20 protein-coding genes are annotated in these 21,664 nt (G+C 59.7%); 3 read left to right on the forward strand and 17 right to left on the reverse strand.

Annotated elements, in window-relative coordinates; genetic code table 11:
* Positions 1 to 128: 128 nt before the first annotated feature.
* The 11 genes from rfbA to ACR0M9_RS19000 form a co-directional block, all read right to left on the reverse strand.
* Entirely contained in the window at positions 129 to 1,019 is an 891-nt protein-coding gene (gene rfbA, locus ACR0M9_RS18950; protein ID WP_480484785.1) for a glucose-1-phosphate thymidylyltransferase RfbA, read from the reverse strand.
* Positions 1,016 to 1,882: a dTDP-4-dehydrorhamnose reductase gene (gene rfbD, locus ACR0M9_RS18955; protein WP_480539956.1), complete on the reverse strand. Its 867-nt coding sequence runs from the start codon at positions 1,880 to 1,882 to the stop codon at positions 1,016 to 1,018. The genes rfbA and rfbD overlap by 4 nt, the downstream gene beginning before the upstream one ends.
* The gene (rfbB, locus tag ACR0M9_RS18960; protein ID WP_480774352.1) at positions 1,879 to 2,922 is read right to left on the reverse strand and encodes a dTDP-glucose 4,6-dehydratase; all 1,044 of its coding nucleotides are present in this window, start codon (positions 2,920 to 2,922) and stop codon (positions 1,879 to 1,881) included. Before rfbB ends, rfbD begins: the two co-directional genes overlap by 4 nt.
* A gap of 3 nt (positions 2,923 to 2,925) precedes the next feature.
* Positions 2,926 to 3,483, reverse strand: a complete 558-nt coding sequence (gene rfbC / locus ACR0M9_RS18965; RefSeq protein ID WP_480488984.1) for a dTDP-4-dehydrorhamnose 3,5-epimerase — start codon at positions 3,481 to 3,483, stop codon at positions 2,926 to 2,928.
* 142 nt (positions 3,484 to 3,625) lie between these two features.
* Positions 3,626 to 5,371, reverse strand: coding sequence for a Mur ligase family protein (locus ACR0M9_RS18970; protein ID WP_480774353.1), 1,746 nt, complete (start codon positions 5,369 to 5,371; stop codon positions 3,626 to 3,628).
* 14 nt (positions 5,372 to 5,385) lie between these two features.
* The gene (cphA, locus tag ACR0M9_RS18975) at positions 5,386 to 8,187 is read right to left on the reverse strand and encodes a cyanophycin synthetase (protein ID WP_480774354.1); all 2,802 of its coding nucleotides are present in this window, start codon (positions 8,185 to 8,187) and stop codon (positions 5,386 to 5,388) included.
* Positions 8,188 to 8,202: 15 nt separating this feature from the next.
* The gene (locus ACR0M9_RS18980) at positions 8,203 to 9,099 is read right to left on the reverse strand and encodes a cyanophycinase (protein WP_480774355.1); all 897 of its coding nucleotides are present in this window, start codon (positions 9,097 to 9,099) and stop codon (positions 8,203 to 8,205) included.
* A gap of 273 nt (positions 9,100 to 9,372) precedes the next feature.
* Positions 9,373 to 10,884 carry an L-piperidine-6-carboxylate dehydrogenase gene (amaB, locus tag ACR0M9_RS18985; protein WP_480774356.1) on the reverse strand — a complete coding sequence of 504 codons (1,512 nt, stop codon included), beginning with the start codon at positions 10,882 to 10,884 and terminating at the stop codon, positions 9,373 to 9,375.
* Positions 10,885 to 10,887: 3 nt separating this feature from the next.
* On the reverse strand, positions 10,888 to 11,994 hold the full coding sequence (locus tag ACR0M9_RS18990; RefSeq protein WP_480774357.1) for a saccharopine dehydrogenase family protein: 1,107 nt from the start codon (positions 11,992 to 11,994) through the stop codon (positions 10,888 to 10,890).
* A gap of 134 nt (positions 11,995 to 12,128) precedes the next feature.
* Positions 12,129 to 12,692, reverse strand: a complete 564-nt coding sequence (locus ACR0M9_RS18995) for a cytochrome-c peroxidase (protein ID WP_480774358.1) — start codon at positions 12,690 to 12,692, stop codon at positions 12,129 to 12,131.
* Between the two features lie 15 nt (positions 12,693 to 12,707).
* Entirely contained in the window at positions 12,708 to 13,382 is a 675-nt protein-coding gene (locus tag ACR0M9_RS19000; protein ID WP_480774359.1) for a cytochrome-c peroxidase, read from the reverse strand.
* Between the two features lie 33 nt (positions 13,383 to 13,415).
* On the opposite strand from ACR0M9_RS19000, the gene ACR0M9_RS19005 reads away from it, so the two are divergent.
* Positions 13,416 to 13,886, forward strand: a complete 471-nt coding sequence (locus ACR0M9_RS19005) for a tetratricopeptide repeat protein (protein ID WP_267365609.1) — start codon at positions 13,416 to 13,418, stop codon at positions 13,884 to 13,886.
* Between the two features lie 30 nt (positions 13,887 to 13,916).
* On the opposite strand, the gene ACR0M9_RS19010 is transcribed toward ACR0M9_RS19005, so the two are convergent.
* The 6 genes from ACR0M9_RS19010 to ACR0M9_RS19035 are packed head-to-tail and all read right to left on the reverse strand — an operon-like array spanning position 13,917 to position 19,493.
* Positions 13,917 to 14,978, reverse strand: a complete 1,062-nt coding sequence (locus tag ACR0M9_RS19010) for a TRAP transporter substrate-binding protein (protein WP_480484794.1) — start codon at positions 14,976 to 14,978, stop codon at positions 13,917 to 13,919.
* Between the two features lie 24 nt (positions 14,979 to 15,002).
* A complete protein-coding gene (locus ACR0M9_RS19015) occupies positions 15,003 to 16,292 on the reverse strand; it encodes a TRAP transporter large permease (RefSeq protein WP_480477545.1) in 1,290 nt (429 codons plus the stop codon).
* Entirely contained in the window at positions 16,293 to 16,880 is a 588-nt protein-coding gene (locus ACR0M9_RS19020) for a TRAP transporter small permease (protein WP_480774360.1), read from the reverse strand.
* Positions 16,881 to 16,933: 53 nt separating this feature from the next.
* Positions 16,934 to 17,449 (reverse strand): flavin reductase family protein, encoded by a 516-nt coding sequence (locus ACR0M9_RS19025; RefSeq protein ID WP_480484813.1) that lies wholly within the window; start codon positions 17,447 to 17,449, stop codon positions 16,934 to 16,936.
* The gene (locus tag ACR0M9_RS19030) at positions 17,449 to 18,339 is read right to left on the reverse strand and encodes an aldo/keto reductase (protein ID WP_480539941.1); all 891 of its coding nucleotides are present in this window, start codon (positions 18,337 to 18,339) and stop codon (positions 17,449 to 17,451) included. Before ACR0M9_RS19030 ends, ACR0M9_RS19025 begins: the two co-directional genes overlap by 1 nt.
* On the reverse strand, positions 18,339 to 19,493 hold the full coding sequence (locus ACR0M9_RS19035) for an LLM class flavin-dependent oxidoreductase (protein ID WP_480488968.1): 1,155 nt from the start codon (positions 19,491 to 19,493) through the stop codon (positions 18,339 to 18,341). The genes ACR0M9_RS19030 and ACR0M9_RS19035 overlap by 1 nt, the downstream gene beginning before the upstream one ends.
* A 105-nt stretch (positions 19,494 to 19,598) precedes the next feature.
* Here ACR0M9_RS19035 and ACR0M9_RS19040 point away from each other — a divergent pair, with 105 nt between their 5' ends.
* Positions 19,599 to 20,309: a GntR family transcriptional regulator gene (locus ACR0M9_RS19040; RefSeq protein WP_480488966.1), complete on the forward strand. Its 711-nt coding sequence runs from the start codon at positions 19,599 to 19,601 to the stop codon at positions 20,307 to 20,309.
* A 12-nt stretch (positions 20,310 to 20,321) separates the two neighbouring features.
* A complete protein-coding gene (locus ACR0M9_RS19045) occupies positions 20,322 to 21,422 on the forward strand; it encodes a Gfo/Idh/MocA family protein (RefSeq protein WP_480774361.1) in 1,101 nt (366 codons plus the stop codon).
* Positions 21,423 to 21,664 lie beyond the last annotated feature (242 nt).

The following is a 21,664-nucleotide window of genomic DNA, read 5'->3' on the forward strand; positions in this document are numbered from 1 at the left end:
TAAAGGACAGATGCAACCCTGCGGCACACCAACCCATCCCAACATCCAAACACGCTAAATAAGACCTCACACACAAACCCGCAACCAAAACCAAAAAACTAAACCAAGCCAATACCGCTATTGAACGGCTAATGGTTCAGCAGGTTCTTGAGGTATTCGCCGTAGTCGTTTTTGCCGAATCTTTGGGCGCGGGCTTCGAGGTCCTGGTCGCTGATCCAGCCCAGCGTATGGGCGATTTCGTCAGGTGATCCGGTTTGCAGGCCTTGCCTGTCCTGAAGCGTACGCACAAAGTTTCCGGCGTCCAGCAGGCTTGCGTGGGTTCCGGTATCCAGCCAGGCATAACCGCGCCCCATGCGGTTGACGCTGAGCAACCCGGCCTCAAGGTACATTTCAAGCAAGGTGACAATCTCAAGCTCGCCGCGTGCAGACGGTTTTACGGCGCGGGCCCGTTCAGGGGCAGAGCCGTCCAGAAAATACAGCCCGGTCACGGCGTAGTTCGATGGCGGCACTTGGGGTTTCTCGACAATCTGGGTGACGGCGCCAGCCTCGTCATAGGCCACGACCCCATAGCGTTCGGGATCAGCGACCCGATAGCCGAAGACAGTGCCACCCGTCTCTTTGGCGTCTGCCGATTGCAGGATCTCGGGCAGGCCGTGCCCAAAGAAGATGTTGTCGCCCAGCACCATGGCCGAGGGGGCACCATCCAGAAAATCTTCTGCCAGAATATAGGCTTGCGCCAACCCGTCAGGAGAAGGTTGAACAATCCAGGTCAGGGACAGGCCCCATTGGCTTCCGTCACCCAACAGGCGCTGAAACTGCTCCTGATCCTGCGGCGTCGTGATCATCGCGATGTCGCGGATCCCGGCCAGCATCAGCACCGAAAGGGGGTAATAGATCATCGGCTTGTCATAGATGGGCAAAAGCTGTTTCGAGACGCCCATCGTGATCGGATAAAGACGGGTGCCTGACCCGCCTGCCAGAATGATACCTTTGCGTTTCTTGCCGTTCCGGGTCGTCATGTGCCGAGCTCTCCAAGGTCTTCAAGTATGCTATGCAGGCCCGCCTTCCAATCCGGACGGGGCACGCCCAGTTCCGTTGTCAGTGTCGTGCAGTCCAGGCGGCTGTTCAGGGGGCGTTTCGCGGGGGTCGGGTATGCGCTGGACGGGATGTCTTCGACATTGCAGTCAATACCGGCCTGATCGAAGATCTCGCGCGCAAAATCGGCCCAGCTGACATCAGGGCCACCGCTGCAATGGTAAATTCCGGTCTTTTCATCCGGGTTTGTCAAAAGGGCACGGGCCGCGCCGATACAGGCCCCGGCCAGTGCCGATGCCGGGGTTGGACCGCCAATCTGGTCTGCGACGATCGTCAGGTGGTCACGCTCTTTGCCGAGGCGCAGCATGGTTTTGACGAAGTTATGTCCATGTGACGACACCACCCAAGAGGTTCGTATGATGGCATGGGGTCCGCCCGCCGCAATCACACCGGCCTCACCCGCCAGCTTGGTGCGCCCATAGGCGCCCAGCGGGCCGGTCGCGTGGTTGGGTAAGAACGGGGCCGTGCCCGCCCCGTCAAACACATAATCTGTCGAGACCTGAACAAACGGCAATCCGCGCCCGGCCGCAGCTTTGGCCAGCGCCGTGGGCGTGGTTCCGTTGATCAGCAGGGCAAGGTCTTCCTCCGCTTCGGCCTTGTCGACGGCGGTATATGCGGCGGCGTTGATCACCGCATCCGCGTCGGTGTTGCGAACCAGGGCCGCGCACCCTTCAGGATCGGCAAAATCCGCCTTGTCGCGCCCAAGCGCTTCAACCGAGATATCCCCGCCACACCGGGTCAGTTCCCGGCCCAGCTGACCGGTCGCCCCGAAGACCAGAAGTTTCACGCGCTGACCCCCAGCCGTTCGCCAACACCGGACCGGTTCTGTAAAGACCGCCACCAGTCTTCATTGTTCAGGTACCATTCAACCGTTCTGCGCAGACCTTCCTCTACCGTCATGGACGGGCGCCAGTTCATTTCGCTGCGCATCCGCGAGGGATCGATGGCGTAACGCGCATCATGCCCGGGGCGGTCTGTGACAAAGGTGATCTGGTCCGCATAGACCCCCTGCGGTTTCGGGCGCAGGTCGTCCAGGATCGCGCACAGCGTCTGCACCAGTTCCAGGTTGCTGCGCTCGTTCTCGCCACCGATGTTATAGGACCGGCCGACAGTCCCCTTTTGCACCACCAGCAAAAGTGCGTCGGCGTGATCCTCGACATACAGCCAGTCGCGGACATTCGAGCCGTCGCCATAGATCGGCAGCGCCTTGCCCGCGATTGCGTTCAGGATCACAACAGGGATCAGCTTTTCAGGGAAATGATAGGGCCCGTAATTGTTCGAACAGTTGGTCAGCACCACCGGCAGGCCATAGGTCTCGTGCCAGGCCCGGACCAGATGATCGCTGGAGGCTTTCGACGCGGAATAGGGTGACCGCGGATCATAGGGGGTATCCTCGGTGAACTGTCCGGTGGGTCCCAGGCTGCCAAAGACTTCATCGGTCGAGATATGGTGGAACCTGAAAGTGTCCGGTTTTCCTTGTCCGGCCCAATAGCTGCGCGCCGCCTCCAGCATGTTGTATGTGCCCAGGACATTGGTTTCGATGAAAGCCCCCGGCCCGTCGATGGACCGGTCAACATGGGATTCCGCCGCCAGGTGCATCACCGCATCAGGCGCATGCTCGGCAAACACCGCCTTCAGGGCCGCAGGGTCGCGGATATCTGCGTGAACAAAGGCATAGTTCGGGTTCTCTGCAACCTCGGCAACATTGTCGAGGCAGGCCGCATAGGTCAGCGCATCAAGGTTCACGACCTGATGTCCGTCCGCAATGGCACGCCGCACGACCGCGGACCCGATGAAACCCGCACCACCTGTCACCAACAGTTTCATATTCTATCCTTCGTAAACAAACGGGCTGTCAAAATCGGCCAGCGCAGGCGCAATCCTGTCCTTGTCGCTCAGCACCGGGTTCCCCTGCAAGGGCCAATCAATACCACAGCTGTCCCAGCGCACACCCCCATCGGCATCCGCATTGTAAGAGCTGGTACATTTGTAGCAGATTTCGGTGTCGGGCTCTAACGTCACAAAACCATGGGCAAATCCCGCCGGCACCCAAAGCTGCCGCCCGTTCTCAAAGCTGAGCTCGATGCCGAAAGATTGCCCATAAGTTGGCGATCCCTTGCGGATATCGACGGCGACATCATAAAGCGCGCCCCGGCCCGCGCGCACCAATTTGCCCTGCGCATGCGGAGGCGCCTGAAAATGCAGGCCGCGCAATGTCCCCACCGCGGACGACAGCGAATGGTTGTCCTGCACAAATTCCGGCAACACAACCCCAGCCTCCTCCAGCCGCGCCTTGTTCCAGCTTTCGGAAAAAAACCCGCGCAAATCCCCATGCCGCTGCGGGCGAATAACCAACACACCCGACAACCCCGTCTGCTCAATCTCCATAACACCTAACCTCAACCACCTGTTGCCTGTGTTGGGCGAGTATTGTCAGGCAGGGTTTCAATGCAAGGGTGTTGCGCAATTTGCTGCTTAGATGACCGCAGCCGGAGATGGCGGCTCGCTGCCTTCCTGCTCCCTCACCCCACTACGTCACCTGCTGGTCCAGCATCTCAAGCACGGCGTCGCGTTCCGACAGAACCAGCAGCAGTGCTAGATCGCCCGGTTCCACCTGTTTCAGGATCATCGCGGCGGCCTCGGACGGGGATGCGGCCCTTTGGATCTGGGTCTTGTCATACCCTTGTTCCAGAGCCGACTTTTCAATCAGGTCCGGTATCTCTCCCAAAGCGCGACCCCGTAGGTACCCTTCCAGTTCAGCAGCAACGACCACGTCGGGTTGGAAATTCAAGGCGGTTGCGGTGACGTCGCGAATGTCCTGGTCCGAGCGGTCTCCGGCATGGCTGAGCATGATGAACCGCCGTTTTGCCGGCAAGGCCGACAGCGCATCGCACACGGCAGAAATCGAATGCGGATTATGCGCGAAATCCACGAAAACCTGAGCGCCGTTGTGCTGGAATTCGTTGCAGCGACCCGGATTGTCCTTGGCATCCGGTTTGAACCCGGCCAACCCATGCCGCACCGCTTCAAGCGGCAGTTTCAAAGCCAGCGCAAGGCACATAGCCGCCAGAGCGTTCAGGATGTTGTATTTCGCGACCCCGCCCATGGTCAGGGGCACGTCGGACACGGCAATGACCGTATGCTCGGACCGGCCGTCAAAGAAGACGATGTTGCCCTGCGAGACATAAGCGCAGCATGTTCCCGCGTCGCGCGCCCGACGGATCAGATCATTCCCGGCATCCAGTGAAAACCACCAGATATTCGCCGCCGTGTTTTCGGCTTCGGCACGGACAAAAGGATCATCGGCATTCAGGGCCAGAACGCCGCCCTTGGTCAGTGTCCGGTGCACGGCGAATTTCGCCTGAGCCAGCTCGGGCACCGTGTTGACGCCGTATTGCCCCAGATGATCGTTCGCCACGTTAGTGACAGTGGCGGCCATGGCGGCACGCGTCGGCAGGCCGCGGCGCAGGATACCCCCACGGGCCACTTCAAGGCATCCGATTTCAAGCCGCTTGTCGCGCAGCAACATCCGCCCTCCGCCGGGGCCGGAATAGTCGCCGCGATCCAGAATATCGTCGCCCACCCGCACAAACTCGGTCGAGGTCAGCCCTGCGACCTTGCCCGAGGCGCGGGCGATCGCCTCCAGCAACCGGGTCGTGGTGGTCTTGCCATTGGTTCCGGTGATGAAGGCGACGGGGATGTTGTGAAAGGCGGGCCAGTCCACGTCATCCGGGGCGGGCAACGCGTCGACAGGCCAGGTTTGGCTGCCGGTTCCATGCCCGATGGAAATCTCATCATCGTCGCACAGGATATCCACACCATGCGCGTTGGCTGCCGCGATCAGGGCGATCAGCGCAGGATTGGCCTCCTTCGCCATGACGCCTTTGACATCCCGGATCATCTGATCAAAATCGCCCGGTGTGGCCTCCAGCAACTCTGCCGCACAGAAATGCCAGGCGGTCTGAGCCGCAAAGATCGCGGAATAAAGCTGATCCATCGGTGCCGAGATTGCCAGATTGACGCCTCCGGTAAAGGTACGGTGGGTCAGTGCCTGATCCTGCCAGCCAAGCGCATCCAGAACGCGCCGGGCGTGTTTTTCCCACAGTGCAATGACCTGCGCGGGGTCGATAATAGTGAAAAACACATCCATCACCGCGCCGGGGTGATCCCATAACAGGCCGGGGCCGGTCAGTCGCCGCGCGTCATCCACCTGAATATGATCAGCGGTCGCGCTTTCGATGGTCAGCGCGGTTTCAAGCTCTTCGATCCGGTCCATTCCGGTACCTCCGCTCAATCCGCGTCTTCGCTGATTTCACGCGCCAGTCTTACACCGCGTTCGTCCCGGATCAGGTTCTGATCGCTGTCGAACATGTCCTCGAACGTGGTGTCGGCAGGGCTGGTCCTGGGTGCTGCCTCGGTTTCAGAGGTTTCTCCATCGGAGTTGAAGTAGATGATCTGTTTCCAGCAGCGTGTGGTGTCATCTCCGAAGATCACCAGCAGATCGCCCGGTGCCGCCATCTCCAGCGCTGTGGTCACGGCCTCAACCTCATCCGGGATGATCGAGATTGCCTCATCCGGTGTCCCGCAATCGATCAGGGCCTGCCGCATCATTTGCGGCACCTCGTCATGCCCGCGACCCCGGCGGCGGTCATCGGCCTTGCAGATGAAGTGGTCAAAATGCCCGGCCAGCGCTGCGGCCCCATCAACAATGTCTTCATCGCGCCGATCACCGGGCATCGCAACAACGCACAGCCTGCGGCCCTTGACCTCCAACTGATCGGCCAAAGCGGCCATCGCCTTCAGCGCGGCCGGGTTGTGGCCGTAATCAAGGATCACCTTGAAGGGATGTTCATCATAGACATTCATCCGCCCCGGTGCCTGGAAATAACTGGTGTCGAAAGTGCGCAGACCATGCCGGATATTGTCCAAATCGACCCCAAAGCTATAGGCCATTGCAGCTGCGACCATGGCGTTTTGCACGTTGAAGATCGCCTTGCCTTCAAGCGTGGCGGGGATCAGATGCGACCACAGAACCGGGATGTGAAGCCCTTTGTCATAGATGGTCAGCATGTCGCCATTCATGCCTTTTTCCAGCACGATGGCCTTGCCCCCTGTCTTGATATGTTCCTTGACCAGACTGTGACCGGGGTTGGTCGTGACATAGAAGATCTGATCCGCCCCGGCGTAATCGGCCATCTTCAGACAATTGATGTCGTCGGCGTTCAGCACGGCCGTATCGGTCGCGCTTTCCACCACCACCCGTTTGACGACGGCCAGCTCCTCGACCGTGTTGATCCCGCCCAGGCCCAGATGATCTGCCGAGACGTTCAGACAGGCTGCCACGTTCGAGCGTTGATAGCCCAGACCCGAGCGCACCAGCCCGCCCCGCGCGGTTTCCATCACCGCAAAATCGACCATCGGATCACGCAGGACGATCTGCGCCGATTTCGGGCCGGTCATATCCCCTTTTACGCTCAGCTTGCCATCCACATAGACGCCGTCGGTCGAGGTCATGCCAACGATCTTGCCGCTGGTTTTCATGATATGACCCAGCATCCGCGACGTGGTCGTCTTGCCGTTGGTGCCGGTGATGGCCGCAATCGGGATGCGGGTTTGTTCATTGGCGGGGAACAGCATGTCGATGACCTTGCCCGCCACATCGCGCGGCTGACCTTCGGACGGGGCCACATGCATCCGGAAACCGGGTGCGGCGTTTACTTCGACAATCGCGCCACCGATATCCTTGTAGGACTTGGTGATATCGTCGATCAGGAAATCGACACCGCCCACATCCAGCCCGACGGCCATGATGGCGCGTTCGGCCATGTCGCGGTTGTCAGGATGCACCACGTCGGTCAGATCGATGGCGGTGCCACCGGTTGACAGGTTCGCGGTCGAGCGCAGATAGAAAACCTCACCCTCGGGCAGGACAGTGTCTTCCGTCACGCCCGCATTCTCCATCAGGCGGTTAGCCTGATTGTCCAGCTCGAGCCTGGTCAGCACTTTTTCGTGCCCGATGCCCCGGCGTGGGTCCTGGTTCACGATGTCGACCAGTTCGGCAATCGTATGGGTTCCGTCGCCTATTACATGGCCGGGGACGCGTTTGGCCACCGCAACCAGCTTGTCGTTCACGACCAGCATCCGGTGATCAAAGCCGGTGATGAAGCTCTCGACCAGAATGGCGCGGCTGCGCGAATGCTCCTTGGCCTCGGCAAAACCCGCCTCGACCTCGGCATCGGAATTCAGATTGATCGAAACGCCGCGCCCATGGTTGGCGTCCAACGGTTTGACCACCACCGGAAACCCGATCCGGGCTGCCGCGCGTACGGCCTCGCGGGCCGAATAGACCATGCGCTGCTGCGGAACCGGCAGGCCAAGATCGTTCAGCAGATTATGGGTGTCTTCCTTGTCACAGGATATCTCGACCGAGATATGCTTGGTCTCGGACGTAATTGTCGCCTGAATGCGTTTCTGAAACTTGCCGTGTCCAAATTGCACAAGCGAGCCGGAATTCAGCCTGATCCACGGAATGTCGCGTTCCTGCGCCGCCTTGACCAGCGATCCGGTCGATGGGCCAAATTCCTTGCGTTGCGCCCGCAGCACAAAGCTGCGCAGTTCTTCATCCCAGTTGAAGTCCGGGTCGAATTCGTAATCCACCTGATCTTTCAGGGATTGCGGCAGCAGGTGCATCAGTAACCGCATCGCCAGATTGCCCGCATCCAGACCGACGTCGCGCTGGCGGTATTCATAGACCATATTGTACTGGCCCGGCTCACCTGTGCCGCGCGTACGTCCAAAGGTCACGTCGGACCCGGCCACGTTCTGAACTTCGATGGCGCAATGTTCCAGCACATGTCCCAGCCAGGTGCCTTCATCCTCGCGCAGGCGGCGGATAAAGCCGCCGGGTTCGCGATAGGAACAGCCGTGTTCCGCCAGACCGGGAAGCGCCTTGATCAAGGCGTCAATAAACTCGGAACCAATTTTTGCCGAGGGCCACTCTTCCAGAACACCCAGATCGATGACGTGGCGAATGACCGGAAAACTTGCCCAGACATTCGGGCCGACAAAGACATTGGTCGAGATTATTTTCATGAGGCTCCCCGTTGGTTAGCTTTTTGTTTTCCCCCCGCTGGCGGCCTCTTGACCGGACATGTCCGGCAATGTGCAGAACGCCAAATGCTCATCCGGCGGAAAAGCCTGGCGAGCCGTCAGATCATAACGGCACCCTTCGCCCAGAACGTCAAGCCGAAGTCCAAGCAGGCTCAGCGCTTCGCCGCGGCGCGCGTCCCACATCGATGAATGGGTCAGATGACTGGCGTCCACGACGGTAACCGATCCGCTGCCCACGACTTCAAGGACATTATCGGGTCCGATGAAGGCTGCCGTGTCTTCGTCGATACCCAGTCCGATCAAAAAAGGGTTGAAAGATGAAGCGGTTAGCAAACGTCCCAGCCGATTGCGTTGTGTGAAGTGCTGGTCGATGATGACGGCGTTGGTCAAACCCATGCCCGGAGCCAGCGTGATATTGCCCTCAGCCGGAGCCGAGTTGCTGCTGCCCCCGGCCACCATGTGTTCGGACATGATCGACGCCCCGGCTGAAGTGCCGGCAACCGGCACACCGGCCGCATTCCGGCGCCGAATTTTCTGCGCCACAAGTGTGCCACCCAGAATCGCCGACAGCCGCAGCTGGTTGCCGCCGGTCATGAATATCCCTGTAGCGCGGTCCAGCATCTCGGCATAATCGGGATTATCGCAATCGGCACGCCGCGAGATGGGCAGAAATTCGACCTTGCCCGCGCCCAGCTCGGAAAAGATGCGATTGTAATCCGGTCCGGTCTCTTCCAGCATCGAGGCTGTCGGGATCACGACAATATCGGCATTCCCACCCCCTGAAAGCTCTACGAACTTACGGTGGATCTGCATTTCCTTGACGCGGTCTTCGCCGCCGCCGATCGGGATGATGAACCCGCGCGGGGTCTCTGCATCAACGGGTGCAGGGCACATATCTTACTTACCTTCCGGTATAAAAGCAGCCAGCCATCGGGGCCACTCGGACGCTTAATCTGTTCATACATGCCGTGTCGGGCCATCTGACCTTATCGGACATGCCGTTCCCCCCCAGCGACATCACATGCCGCACGGCAGGGATTTCGTCAAGAACCACCGGTTTTGTGCCTGCTTCAGCCTGCCAGTGCCAAACCCTGCGCGACAAAAGCAATCCCCCCGAAACATCAAAGCTCCGGGGGGATCAGAATGTCCGTCAGTTTGCGCGCTGGTTCAGATGTCGAATTTGACACCCTGCGCCAGCGGGAGCTCTGCCGAGTAGTTCACGGTGTTGGTCTGGCGGCGCATATAGGCCTTCCACGCGTCCGAACCGCTTTCGCGTCCGCCACCGGTTTCTTTCTCGCCTCCGAATGCGCCACCGATCTCGGCGCCCGAGGGGCCGATGTTGACGTTGGCAATACCGCAATCCGACCCCGCCGCAGTCAGGAATTGCTCGGCCTCGCGCATGTTCAGCGTGAACACACAGGATGACAGCCCTTGCGGCACATCGTTTTGAATCTGGATCGCATCGTCAAAATCGTCATAGCCCATGACATAAAGGATCGGTGCGAATGTCTCGGTTTTCACGACCGCACTTTGGCCGGGCATTTCGACGATTGCGGGCTGCATATAGACACCCGCAGGAAGCCCTGCGGTCACGCGCGCGCCGCCAAACACGGTGCCGCCTTCGGCCCTTGCGGCTTCCAGTGCGGCTGTCATGGCGGCACCCGATGCCTCATCCACCAGTGGCCCGATCAACGTGCCCTCAGACAGCGGATTGCCGATGGGCAGACCAGCATAAGCCTTTTTCAGGCGGCTCACCAGTTCCTCGCGGATCGAGTTGTGCACGATCAGACGGCGCAGCGTCGTACAGCGCTGACCGGCGGTCCCAACGGCCGAGAAGACAATGGCGCGCACGGCCATTTCCAGATCCGCCGAAGGGCCAACGATCATCGCGTTGTTGCCACCCAGTTCCAGAATGCACTTGCCAAAGCGTGCCGCTACAATGGGCGCAACTGCACGACCCATACGTGTCGAACCCGTGGCCGAGATGATCGGAACATCTTCGCTGGCCACCAGCGCCTCGCCCAACTCCGCGCCACCGATCAGGACCTGAAGCAACCCTTCGGGGGCATCGCCAAACCGCACCAGCGCGCGTTCAAAGATCTTCTGGCAGGCCATCGCCGTCAGCGGGGTCTTCTCGGACGGTTTCCAGATCACCGGATCGCCACAGACCAGTGCCAAAGCGGCATTCCACGACCAGACCGCAACCGGGAAATTGAAGGCCGAGATCACCCCGACCGGGCCCGCCGGATGCCAGGTTTCCATCATCCGGTGACCTGGGCGTTCCGACGCGATGGTCAGACCATAAAGCTGACGCGACAGACCAACGGCAAAGTCGCAGATGTCGATCATCTCCTGCACTTCGCCCAGACCTTCGGAGGTGATCTTGCCGGCCTCCCAGCTGACAAGCGCGCCCAGATCGTCCTTGGCCGCGCGCAGCTCTTCGCCCAGCAGGCGGATCAGCTCGCCCCGACGCGGGGCAGGCACAACGCGCCACGCCTTGAACGCGGTTTTGGCGCGGGCAATGATCGCTTCCATTTCGGTAGCCGGCGTTTCATGCACATCGGCCAGCAGGCTACCGTCAATCGGCGACGTCACCTTCAGAGTGCCGCCCTTCAATGCAGCATCCGTCAGATCCAGATTTGCAAGCGTGGTTTGGGCTGTCATTACGATGTCTTTCATATCTCAGGCCGCCTTGTTCTGCCGGGTCACGTCACCAGCACGATACAGCTGGCCAAATTCCGTATTCAGGAAGTCGTTCAGTTTAACCTGTTCCTGCCGGACGAACCCTTTCGAAGGCAGCGTGCCGGTGCGCATCAGGTCAACAACGCCCAGAATACCCGCAGCTGTGGTGACCTGAATGGCACTCCAGACCTGTCCGTTGATGGTGCGGGAAAAGCTCTTGTTGATCAGAGATTTCTCGCGCAGAACGCCGTTGATCATGCCCTTGGCCGTGCAATAGACCAGCACAACGTCCTGATCGGTGCGGGGCAGGGCGGTCTCGAAGATCTCTTTCAGCAGATCGCGGCGGCGTTCCAGTCCCAGATCGTGCAGCAACAGTTTCAGGATTTCACAATGGCCGGGATACCGGATCGTGCGATAAGACACGGCCCGCGCCTTGCCTTCCAGTGTTTCCGGCAGCGTGCCCAACCCGCCCGAGGTGTTGAAGCATTCGTATTCCACGCCATCGTGACCCAGAATCTCGTAATCTTCCAGCGGCGCGGTCTTGACCTGTTTGCCGTTCACAATGGCGTCGCAGGGATTGCAGTACTCGTTGATCAACCCATCGGTCGACCAGGTCAGATTGTACTTCAGTGCATTGGTCGGATAAAGCGGCAGCGCGCCCACCCGCATATGCAGGCTGTCCAGCTCATCAAACTCCGCTGCAAGCGCGGCTCCGGAGATGCCCACAAAACCAGGTGCCAGACCACATTGCGGCATGAAAGCCGTCTCACTGCCTTCGGCCAGCTGGCGTACGGCCTCGGTGGCCGCGACGTCTTCGGTTAGGTCAAAATAATGCGCGCCCGCCTCTTTGGCGGCCTTGGCAATGTTTGGGGTAAGAAAGAACGGTGCCGCTGATACCACGGCGTTAAACCCGGTCAGCTCCTTTGCCAGACGATCCGCATCCCGGGCATCAATCTGCTTTGTTCCAATCCCAAGCCTTGTGATTTCACCCAGTGCTTTCAGGTCATGGTCAGCCACAGTCACTGTATAGTTTGGCGAGGCCCTCAGCAGCGTCGCGATCATCTGACCGATCTTGCCAGCCCCGATTACGCAAATATTCCAGGACATCAACGTCTCCGTAAAATTCTGTTCCTGATATTATGGTGCAGGGCTGGCCAGACATTTCATAGGCCGCAATTTGACGAAGTGATCGACTTATCCGACATTATGCCGGAATAATTGTCATTATGGCGTGACCGCCATCAGGGGTTGAAATCGGCCGGCACCCCGAAAGGAGGAGAGCCAACGCCGGTGCCCGTCAAGGAATGCAGAAATGCGACCAGGGCGGCGATTTCCACATCCGACAGCGTCACTGGCACAATGTCGATCCTGCTGCGCTGGCGTTCCATCTCGAACCGGTCGTCCCACACTACGAAATCCACCTCTTGCAACCAGGGGACCTTGGGCAACGCAGCCATGTCGGGTTTCCATTTGGCAAGGCTGGTCTGTGGGTCAAGATGGTGACGGATCATGCTTTCGAGATCCGCAAAAGCGCCGTTATGTCCATAAGGCGCAGTCAGGGCGACATTGCGCAGCATCGGCGTGCGAAAGCGATAGGCGTCTTCCACACGGTTGCTTTCCGCCATCCGCCCAACGTCCCGCGCATATGGATCCCATTGCCGGGTCCGACCCGGCCCGAATGGCGGCAAACCCAGCGCGTGAAACTTTTGGTCCGACATCAACGGACCCGCATGGCATGTCGCACATCGCGCTTTGCCATAAAACAGGTTCATCCCGTCTTTCTGGACGTCTGACAGCGCATCCATGTCCCCGGCCAAGTACTAGTCGAACGGGCTGTCGGTGCTGCGCCATTCAATGGCCATGAAGGCCGCCAGCGCGTTGGCGATCTGGGTGATTGTGATTTCTTCGGTGGTCTCGATATCGTCAAAAGCCGCGACTATGGCAGGGCCATAGCGCGGATCGGTCCGCACGCGTTTGGCAAGGATCGGCCAGCCCTTGTCAATCCTGTCGTGAACCGCGCCGGTCACCTGATTTTCAGCGACATTACCGGCCATCTCGAATTGCGCGGTCAGCGGGAATAAAGCCTGCGCCGCCAGAAGCGAGTTCAATCCGCCGGGCAGCCATTCCTGTGCTGGCGAATTGAACCCGTTGCCATAGAGGTCCGAGATGCTCAGGCGGCCATCGTGGAAAACGGTATGGATGTCCTTGGCCCCGAGGTTCCACAACCCCGGCGCATTTCGGGGAATGCGTTTGCGGATCCTGTCCGCCCCGGTGCCCGGCGTGCGCTCCGGGCCAAGACCCTGTCCGCCTTCGCCGATCCCCAGGGACAACCCGTCAGAGGTGCCGAAATCGGGGTGATGGCAATGGGCGCATGAAATGTTCAGATTGCCTGACAGGATCGGATCGTAAAACAGTTGATGACCGATAGCGGCCTGTTCCATATCAAATGGGATAAAGTCATCATCTGTCAGCGGGCGCGGCAGGTCCTGCGCCACCGCGGCCCCCGCCCAAACGAGGACAATCGCCCAATGCGCCAGTTTCTCTTTACCCTTTGTTTTCTTGCGACCCCGGCTCTGGCTGAGCTGGAACAGGCCCGTGACATGATGGAGGCCGGAGAGTTTGAAGCCGCGCGCGCGGAACTGCTGCCCGCCGCCCGGTCGGGCAATGCCGAGGCCGAGGAACTGATTGGTGTGATGTACGGGCTGGGTCTTGGGGTCGAGCAGGACCATGAAAGGGCGTTTGAATGGTATCTGCGTGCCTCGATGAAGGGGCATCCGGGGGCGCAGTCGGGGGTCGGCTGGTACTATGAACTGGGTCTGGGAATGCCCGCGCCCGATTTGGTGCGGGCCTATATGTGGTACACGCTCAGCGCCATTGGCGGCGATCCCGATGCGGCGATCAGCCTTGAGGAAGTGATCAAGAAAATGTCGCCGGAGCAGATCGAGAAGGCGCATGTTCTGGTCAACGACTACAAAGGGTGGATGTACCCGTTTCGATAAGGGCCGGGCCACAAGGCCCGACCCATCCGTTTAGTTCAGGTCCGCATTGCGCGAGGCGTTCACGTCCGCCTCAGCCGCCGCGACCGCTTCGGTCAGCGCGGCAAAGATTTCATCACCACGGGCAACATTGGTCTGGAACCAGTCATAGACAGGCGAAGCCGCAGCTTTGAACGCTGCCTTCTGCTCGGGCGTCGGGACATAAAGGTCGCCGCCACCTGCGACGAAGTCCTCATATGCCTGGATCGACTTGCGCTTGGGCGAGGCAAAGGTGGCCTGTTGCAGGGCGTAGAACCCATCGACAACGACCCGACGCATATCTTCCGGCATCGCCTGGAACTTGGCGTTGTTCATCCACCACAGCGCACCCATATAGGCGTGCCCGTCCAGGGTGACATACTGCAGGCCGGCATCCGGGAACTTCATGCCCATGATGTCGGTGATGCCGTTCTTTGACCCCTCGACAACGCCGGTCTGGAAGCTGGTGAAGAGTTCCGGCCACGGGATCGGTGTAGGTGACGCGCCCAGGGCCTTGACCAGTTCCTGCGGCAGGTCGGCGACAACAGTGCGGATTTTCAGACCTTCCATGTCGGCAGGCTCTGCGACGCGGTGTTTTGTGTTGGCGAAGTTGCGCCAGCCACCGGTGTTGCCGATGGTCATCAGGCGGATCGCGCCTCCGGAATCCTCAAGCGCCATGTCGCGCATGGTGCGGGTGAAATCGCCCGACAGAACATGCTCGGCGATCCGGTCATCGGCCATCAGATACGGCAGGTCCAGAACCTGCACATAGGGGAAGATGCCCGAGGCACCGCCCGAGGTAGAGATATAGATATCGATGGTGCCATCCGCCACGCCTTGTAGGCACTCTGCACCGTTCGAACACAGCTGGGTGCCGATGAACAGCTCAACCTCGATGGCGCCGTTCGACGCCGCCTCGACATAGTTCTTGAAAACGATCAGACCGTCGTAATCCTCGTCATTTTCGTTCGAATTGGCAGTGGCGCGCAGCGTATAGTCCGCAGCCACCGCAGCGACCGCAGACGCGGCCACAAGCGATGTGGCAATCGCCGCTGTTTTGATGAAGTTTCCGAGCATGCGTTTCCTCCCTGTGATACTCAGTCAGTTTGCAAATCCCGTTATCCTCGGGATCGTCATGGATAGTGCGGGGATGTAGGTGATCAGAAAGATCACGATGATTTCGACCGCCAGAAACGGCAGGATCGCCTTGGCGATCGTCTCGACCCGCTCCCGCGACACGGCGGCGGCCACGAACAGCACCAGCCCCATGGGGGGCGTTGCAAGGCCGACGGTCAGATTGACGCTCATGATGATGGCGAAATGGATCGGGTCTACGCCGAGGCCAGTGAAAATGGGACCAAGGATCGGGCCAAGGATGATGATCGCGGGGCCTGCGTCCAGAAACATACCGACGATAAACAACAACAGGTTGATCAGAAACAACAGGATCAGCGGATTTTCCGACAGGCTGAGGATCAACGAGGCCAATTGTTCCGGGGCGTGGCTCAGGCTGACCACGGTCTTGAACGCCATTGCTGCGCCAACCAGCAGCAGCACCACAGCCGACGTCATACCTGCATTGCTCAGAACATCCGGAATTTCCCTCAGGGTCAGTGTACGCAGAACGAAAAATCCGATGATAAAGGCGTAGCCCACAGCAACAGCGGCGGCCTCGGTCGGAGTAAAGATGCCCCCCAGAATGCCGCCCAGAATGATCACAGGCGTCATCAGCGGGAAGAACGCCTTGAGGCTGGCTTTGCGCCGCTCATCCCATGTGTATTTCCGGCTGGCGACGGGAAAATCGTACTTGTCGGCCATGAACTTGATCATCACCATCAGGCCGACACCCACCATGATTCCGGGCACGATCCCCGCAAGGAACAAGGCGGCCACGCTTTCACCCATGACATAGGCATAGATGATCATAATGCCCGAGGGCGGGATGATCGGCCCGATCACCGAACTTGCGGCTGTGATGGCGGCGGCGAATTTTCGGGTATAGCCCTGTTTTTCCATCGCCGGGATCAGCATCGACCCCAGGGCGGATGTGTCAGCCACCGCAGACCCCGAAAGGCCCGCGAACAGGATCGAGCTCAGCACATTTACATGCGCCAGCCCGCCGCGCAGATGGCCCATCAGGGCCTGGCTGAATTCGACAAGGCGGATGGTAATGCCGCCACGGTTCATCATTTCACCGGCCAGCATGAAGAACGGGATGGCCATCAGTGGAAAGCTGTCCATGCCGTTGTAGACATTGCGATAAAGCAGGGTGATGTCGTTCGTCTGCCCGTTCAGCCACAGCAGGATGCCGGGCGCCGCCAGAAGCGCGAAAAAGACCGGCAAGCCAATCAGCAGGAAAATCAGGAAAGTGGGCAGGAACCAGATCAGCATCTATTCGGCCCCCACCGCTGCGTCGGGAATGTCCGGCAAAAGATGCGCGCCGCCAAGCAAGGTGACCATGGAACGCAGGATAAGCTCGATATTGACCGAGATCAGCAGAATGATGCCCACCAGCAGCGAAGCCATCATCCAACTGCGCGGAATGCGATACCACTCGTCAAACCCAAGCGATGTTGGCAGGTACAGGGCGGCGGTGGCGAACCTGCCGCCAAAGCCCGTGACCTCGGACCAGCCGATATTGACCGCAACCAAAAGCACGGCCAGCGAGATCAGCAGGAGGAACAGATTGAGCGACAGGCCGAGCATACGCGGCAAAAACCGTTGCAGCATGTCGATAGCTACAAAACCGCCGCGCCGAAAGGCCGTCGGTGCCATCAACCCGGTCATCCACAACATGCAGAACCGCGCGGCCTCGTCCGGCCAGGGCAGGGCGTTGCCCAGAACGTATCGGAAGAACACCTGAATCAGGATTGCGATGACCATGAATGCAATCGCAACAACGCCAACCGCGCGGCCCAGACGCAGCACGGTTTCGTTTACAAATGCAATCGGCGCAAGCACCGATGCCAGTCCGCCCATGCGGATCCTCCCTTGTTCAGCCGCAGGTGTGTCCCGCGGTCGTCAGATCGCGCTTAGTGCTGCGCGAATTGGCCCATTTTCCCGGCATAGAACGTCAGCGCGTCGCCGTCGCTCATGCTGGCCTTCAGGACTTTGCCCACCACGATCACGTGATCGCCCGCGTCGTGATAGGCATGTTGTTCGCATTCAAACCGTGCCAGACAATCCGACAGCAGCGGGGTGCCGTTTGCACAGCGCTCGTGCCGGATGTCGCGCAGGGCATGGGCATCTTTCGAGCAGCCAAAACACAGCTCAGCCTGCGCAGACGATAACACATGCACCGTGAAATGCGGTGCCGCGCGAAAATAGGGGAACCGGCGCGAGTTGCGGTCGCCGGCCCACATGATCAGTGGCGGGTCCAGCGACAGCGACGAAAAGCTGTTGGCTGTGATGCAGATCGGGCCATCACCGCTGTCGCATGTCACGATGGTAACGCCGGTTGCAAACCGACCAAAAGCATCCCGCAGGGTCCGGGTGTCGTCCTTATGTGGCACAAAGGTGTGGGTCATGTTTCTTGAGATTGCGTTCATCATGCTACCTCATGCCCCAGCGCCGCCTCGTACAGGCGGAACCAGGTTTCGCGATCAATTGTGACTTTCAGCGCGTCCGAGATGCGTTTGATACGGTTCAGGTTGTTGGTGCCCAGAACCGGCAGAATGCCCGCCGGATGAGCCAGCAGGAAGGCGACGGCCACAGCGGCCCGGTCTACACCGAACTCCTCTGCGATTTCATCAGCAACAACCCCGACGGGCGGGTTTCCGGCCATCAGCAGCCCACCCCCCAGCGGCGACCACGCCATAAGGTGGTGCCCATGCTGCTGGTGAAACGCCAGATCGCCATTGGTGAAAGGGGCGATCGCGCCCAGTGAGATCTCGATCTGGTTGGTGACCAGCCGGGTTTTCATCGCCGATTGCAGCAGGGTCCAGTCCCACGGGCGGAAGTTCGAAACACCAACCGCGCCCACCTTGCCACTGGCGACAGCCTCATCCAGCGCAGCCCCGGTTTCGTGGTGGTCCATGAACGGATCAGGACGGTGGATCAGCAGCAGATCGATGTGGTCGATGGCCATTTCCGACAGGGACATGTCGATGGATTTCAGGATATGCGCGCGTGAGGTGTCATAGTATTTGACCTTCGCATCGGAATGCCGCCCCACAGGTGCGACGATGTCACATTTGGTGACGATCTCCATCTTCTGGCGCAGGCCGGGATTGGCGCGCAAGGCGTTGCCCAGAACGGCTTCGGCCGCGTAACCGCCATAAATATCGGCCTGATCGAAGGTGGTGATGCCCTGATCAAGACAGGCCTGAATCTTGGCCTCGACATGCCCTGCCGAGGTGTCGCTATCGTCACCCAGCCGCCACATGCCATAGACAAGGCGGCTCATTTCCAGCGTCGGGGATAGTTTCACGCGTTGCATCAGCGGCGCACTCCGTTGCCCAGCGGTGTGGCCGGGGGTGTCTTGGGCACACGCCCGTAGGCTTCGGGAAGCGAGCAGGTTTTCAGATGCGGCATCACACGAGCACCGAAATGCATGGCCTCATCCATGTGCGGATAGCCTGAGAAGATGAACGCGCGAATGCCCATCTTCCGGTAATCTTCGATCTTTGACATGACCTGATCGGTTGATCCAACCAGTGCCGCACCACAGCCCGAGCGGGCGCGGCCGACGCCGGTCCACAGACCGGGTTCCACATACCCGTACTTATCCGCCAGATCACGATTCCTGGCCTGATGCGCTACGCCAAGCGACGTTGCATCCAACGCCCGTTCGCGGATCGCGCGGCCATAGTCGTCATCCAGTTTTGAAACGATGTAATCCGCGTATTCCTGCGCCTCGGCTTCGGTATCGCGAACGATCATGTGAACCCGCAAGCCATAGTCGAGCGTACGGTCATAATTTTCGGCCACTGCATGAACAGCTTTCATCCGCTCGGCCAGTTGATCCTTGGTTTCCGGCCACATCAGGTACACATCGCAATGCTCGCCGCACAGCTCCAGCGCCGAGGGCGAATAACCGCCGAAATACAGCAGCGGCCCGCCAGTCTGATAGGGTCGCGCCGGGTCGGTTGTCAGACCTGTAAAGTTGTAGACCTCGCCCGCATGGTTGATTTCCTCCTGCGTCCAGGCCTGTTTCAGGATCTCGACTACTTCGCGCGAGCGTTGATAGCGATAGGCACTGTCGGCCTTTTCGCCGGGAAAATCGGATGAAATGATGTTGACGGTCAGCCGCCCCTTCAGCATGTGATCCAGCGTCGCGATCGTGCGGGCCAGCATGATTGGCTGCATCTCGCCGCAGCGCACGGCGGCCAACAGGTTGATCTTCTGCGTGATCGGCGCACAACCGGCGACAAAGCTCAGCGTGTCCTGCCCAACCTGATAAGACGACGGGCACAGGATGTTGCGGAACCCCTGCGCCTCGGCCTCTTTCACGATGGCCGAGCAATGCTCCCAGCTGGACCGCAGATCACCATCAGGCACACCCAGGAACTGATAATCGTCCGAACATAAGGCGGCGAACCACGAAACCTCGGCCGCATCCAGATCAGGGGATGTGATGGGGACGATGGTCATTTGATTCACGCTCCGTGCATCTTTTACTTTCCTCTTGCGTAGCAATCACATTGATGTAGATCAATAGTGTATCAATTTTTCCTGCGACCGAATGAAGCGCCTGAAATGCCCCCCAACACCCGAAACCCCAATGCCCTGCCTATCTACGTTCAGATTGCCGAGCTGCTGATCCGCGATGTCGCTGCGGGCCGCTTGATCGATGGTGAGCGTCTGCCCCCAGAACGCGACATGGCGGCCGAGCTGAACGTGTCGGTCGGCACGCTGCGAAAATCGCTCGCCGAGCTTGAGAAAAAAGGCATGTTGGAGCGTATTCAGGGTTCAGGAAATTACATCCGCGAGACCGGAACCCAGAACAGCGTCTACGCGATGTTCCGGCTGGAACTGCCCCAAGGGGGCGGGTTGCCGCGTGCGGATATCCTGTCGGTCGATCATCTGAAGAAACCTTCCGATCTGCCGGATTTTGGTACCTCAGACACCGGATCGCGCGTACGTCGGATGCGCTATCTGAATGACACAATCATCGCGGTCGAGGAAATCTGGCTGGACGAATCAGCCGGCCTGATCAAGCGAAGCCTGCTGTCAGACTCGCTCTATCGCTATTATCAGCACCAGCTGGGCTTCTGGATATCACGGGCCGAAGATCGCGTATCGATTGGCCAGTTGCCCGATTGGACGCCCGCGGTGTTCACCAAAGCCGCCGGTGAAACGGTGGGCTATATCGAACGGTTCAGCTGGTCGGACAAGGCCGAACCTGTCGAATTTTCCAAGACCTGGTTCGACCCGGACCGGGCCACCTATGTCCAACGTCTGAAGTAAAAGGAAACGCGCATGACCCGGACCATCAATTACGGGCTGATCGGATGTGGCATGATGGGGCAGGAACACCTGCACAACATCGCCCTGCTGGACGGCACGCGTGTCGCAGCGATATTCGAACCCGATCCCGGGATGGCAAAAGCCGCGCAGGCGATTGCGCCGGGTGCGGTTATGGCACGCTCGGTGCAAGAGGTGTTGGATATCGAAGACCTGGACTGCTTGGTCATCGCCAGCCCGAACCACATGCATGTCGACCAGATCTGTGAAATCGCGCAAACGCGCCCCTTGCCGCTATTGGTGGAAAAGCCCCTGTTCACCAACCCCCAGGACGCCGCAAGGCTAGAGAAGGTTCAGCGCGACTATCCACACCCGATCTGGGTCGCGATGGAATACCGTTATATGCCGCCCATCGCGACCCTGATCGACAAGATCGGGGACACAGGCGGGGTCAGGATGCTGTCGATCCGGGAACATCGCTTTCCGTTTCTGCGGAAAGTCGGCGACTGGAACCGGTTCAACCGCAACACCGGCGGCACCTTTGTCGAGAAATGCTGCCACTTCTTCGATCTGATGCGGCTGATCCTGCAATCCGACCCTGTGCGGATCACCGCAAGCGGCGGGCAGGCGGTGAACCATCTGGACGAAACCTACGGGGGCGAAACACCCGATATACTGGATCATGGCTATGTTCTGGTCGATTTCGCCAATGGCGCGCGCGCGATGCTCGAGCTGTGCATGTTCGCCGAAGGCGCCCGCTATCAGGAAGAGATTTCGGCCATCGGGCCCAACGCCAAGGTCGAGGCTCTGGTGCCGGGGCCGGGACGGTTCTGGCCCGACCATCTGGGAACACCGCCAGTGCCGCAGGTCATCGTCAGCCCGCGGGACCCCAAGGGGCCAATATCGCACGACATCCCTGTCGATCCCCGCTTGCTGGCTGCCGGTGACCACAACGGCTCGACCTATTATCAGCACAGGGGGTTTCTGGATCTGGTGCGCGGGCACAAGGCCGAACCGGATGTAACAGTGCAAGACGGTCTGTGGGCGGTGCGAATGGGATTGGCGGCGCAGCAGGCCCTGCAAACCGGCGAAACGGTTCACCTAAAGCACCCTTAGACTGACCCCAGGCAGGTTCAGGGCAGAACCCTCTGCGGTGACAAATGTGTCGCTTGCGGGCCAATCTGTCGTAAACCAGCTAGTGAAGCGGGGCACAGTAGGGGACAAAACTGTATGACCTGTCAGTGTATTCCCACCCGTCTGGATCGCCGTGCGACCGGCTGTGATCTGGTCACGACGCGCCGGTAACCGCCCTGCGGGGCCGTTCTGCCTGCCTGCTTTCAGACGACAACGGAATACCT

The sequence above is a fragment of the Ruegeria sp. CH2 genome, assembly GCF_056537065.1.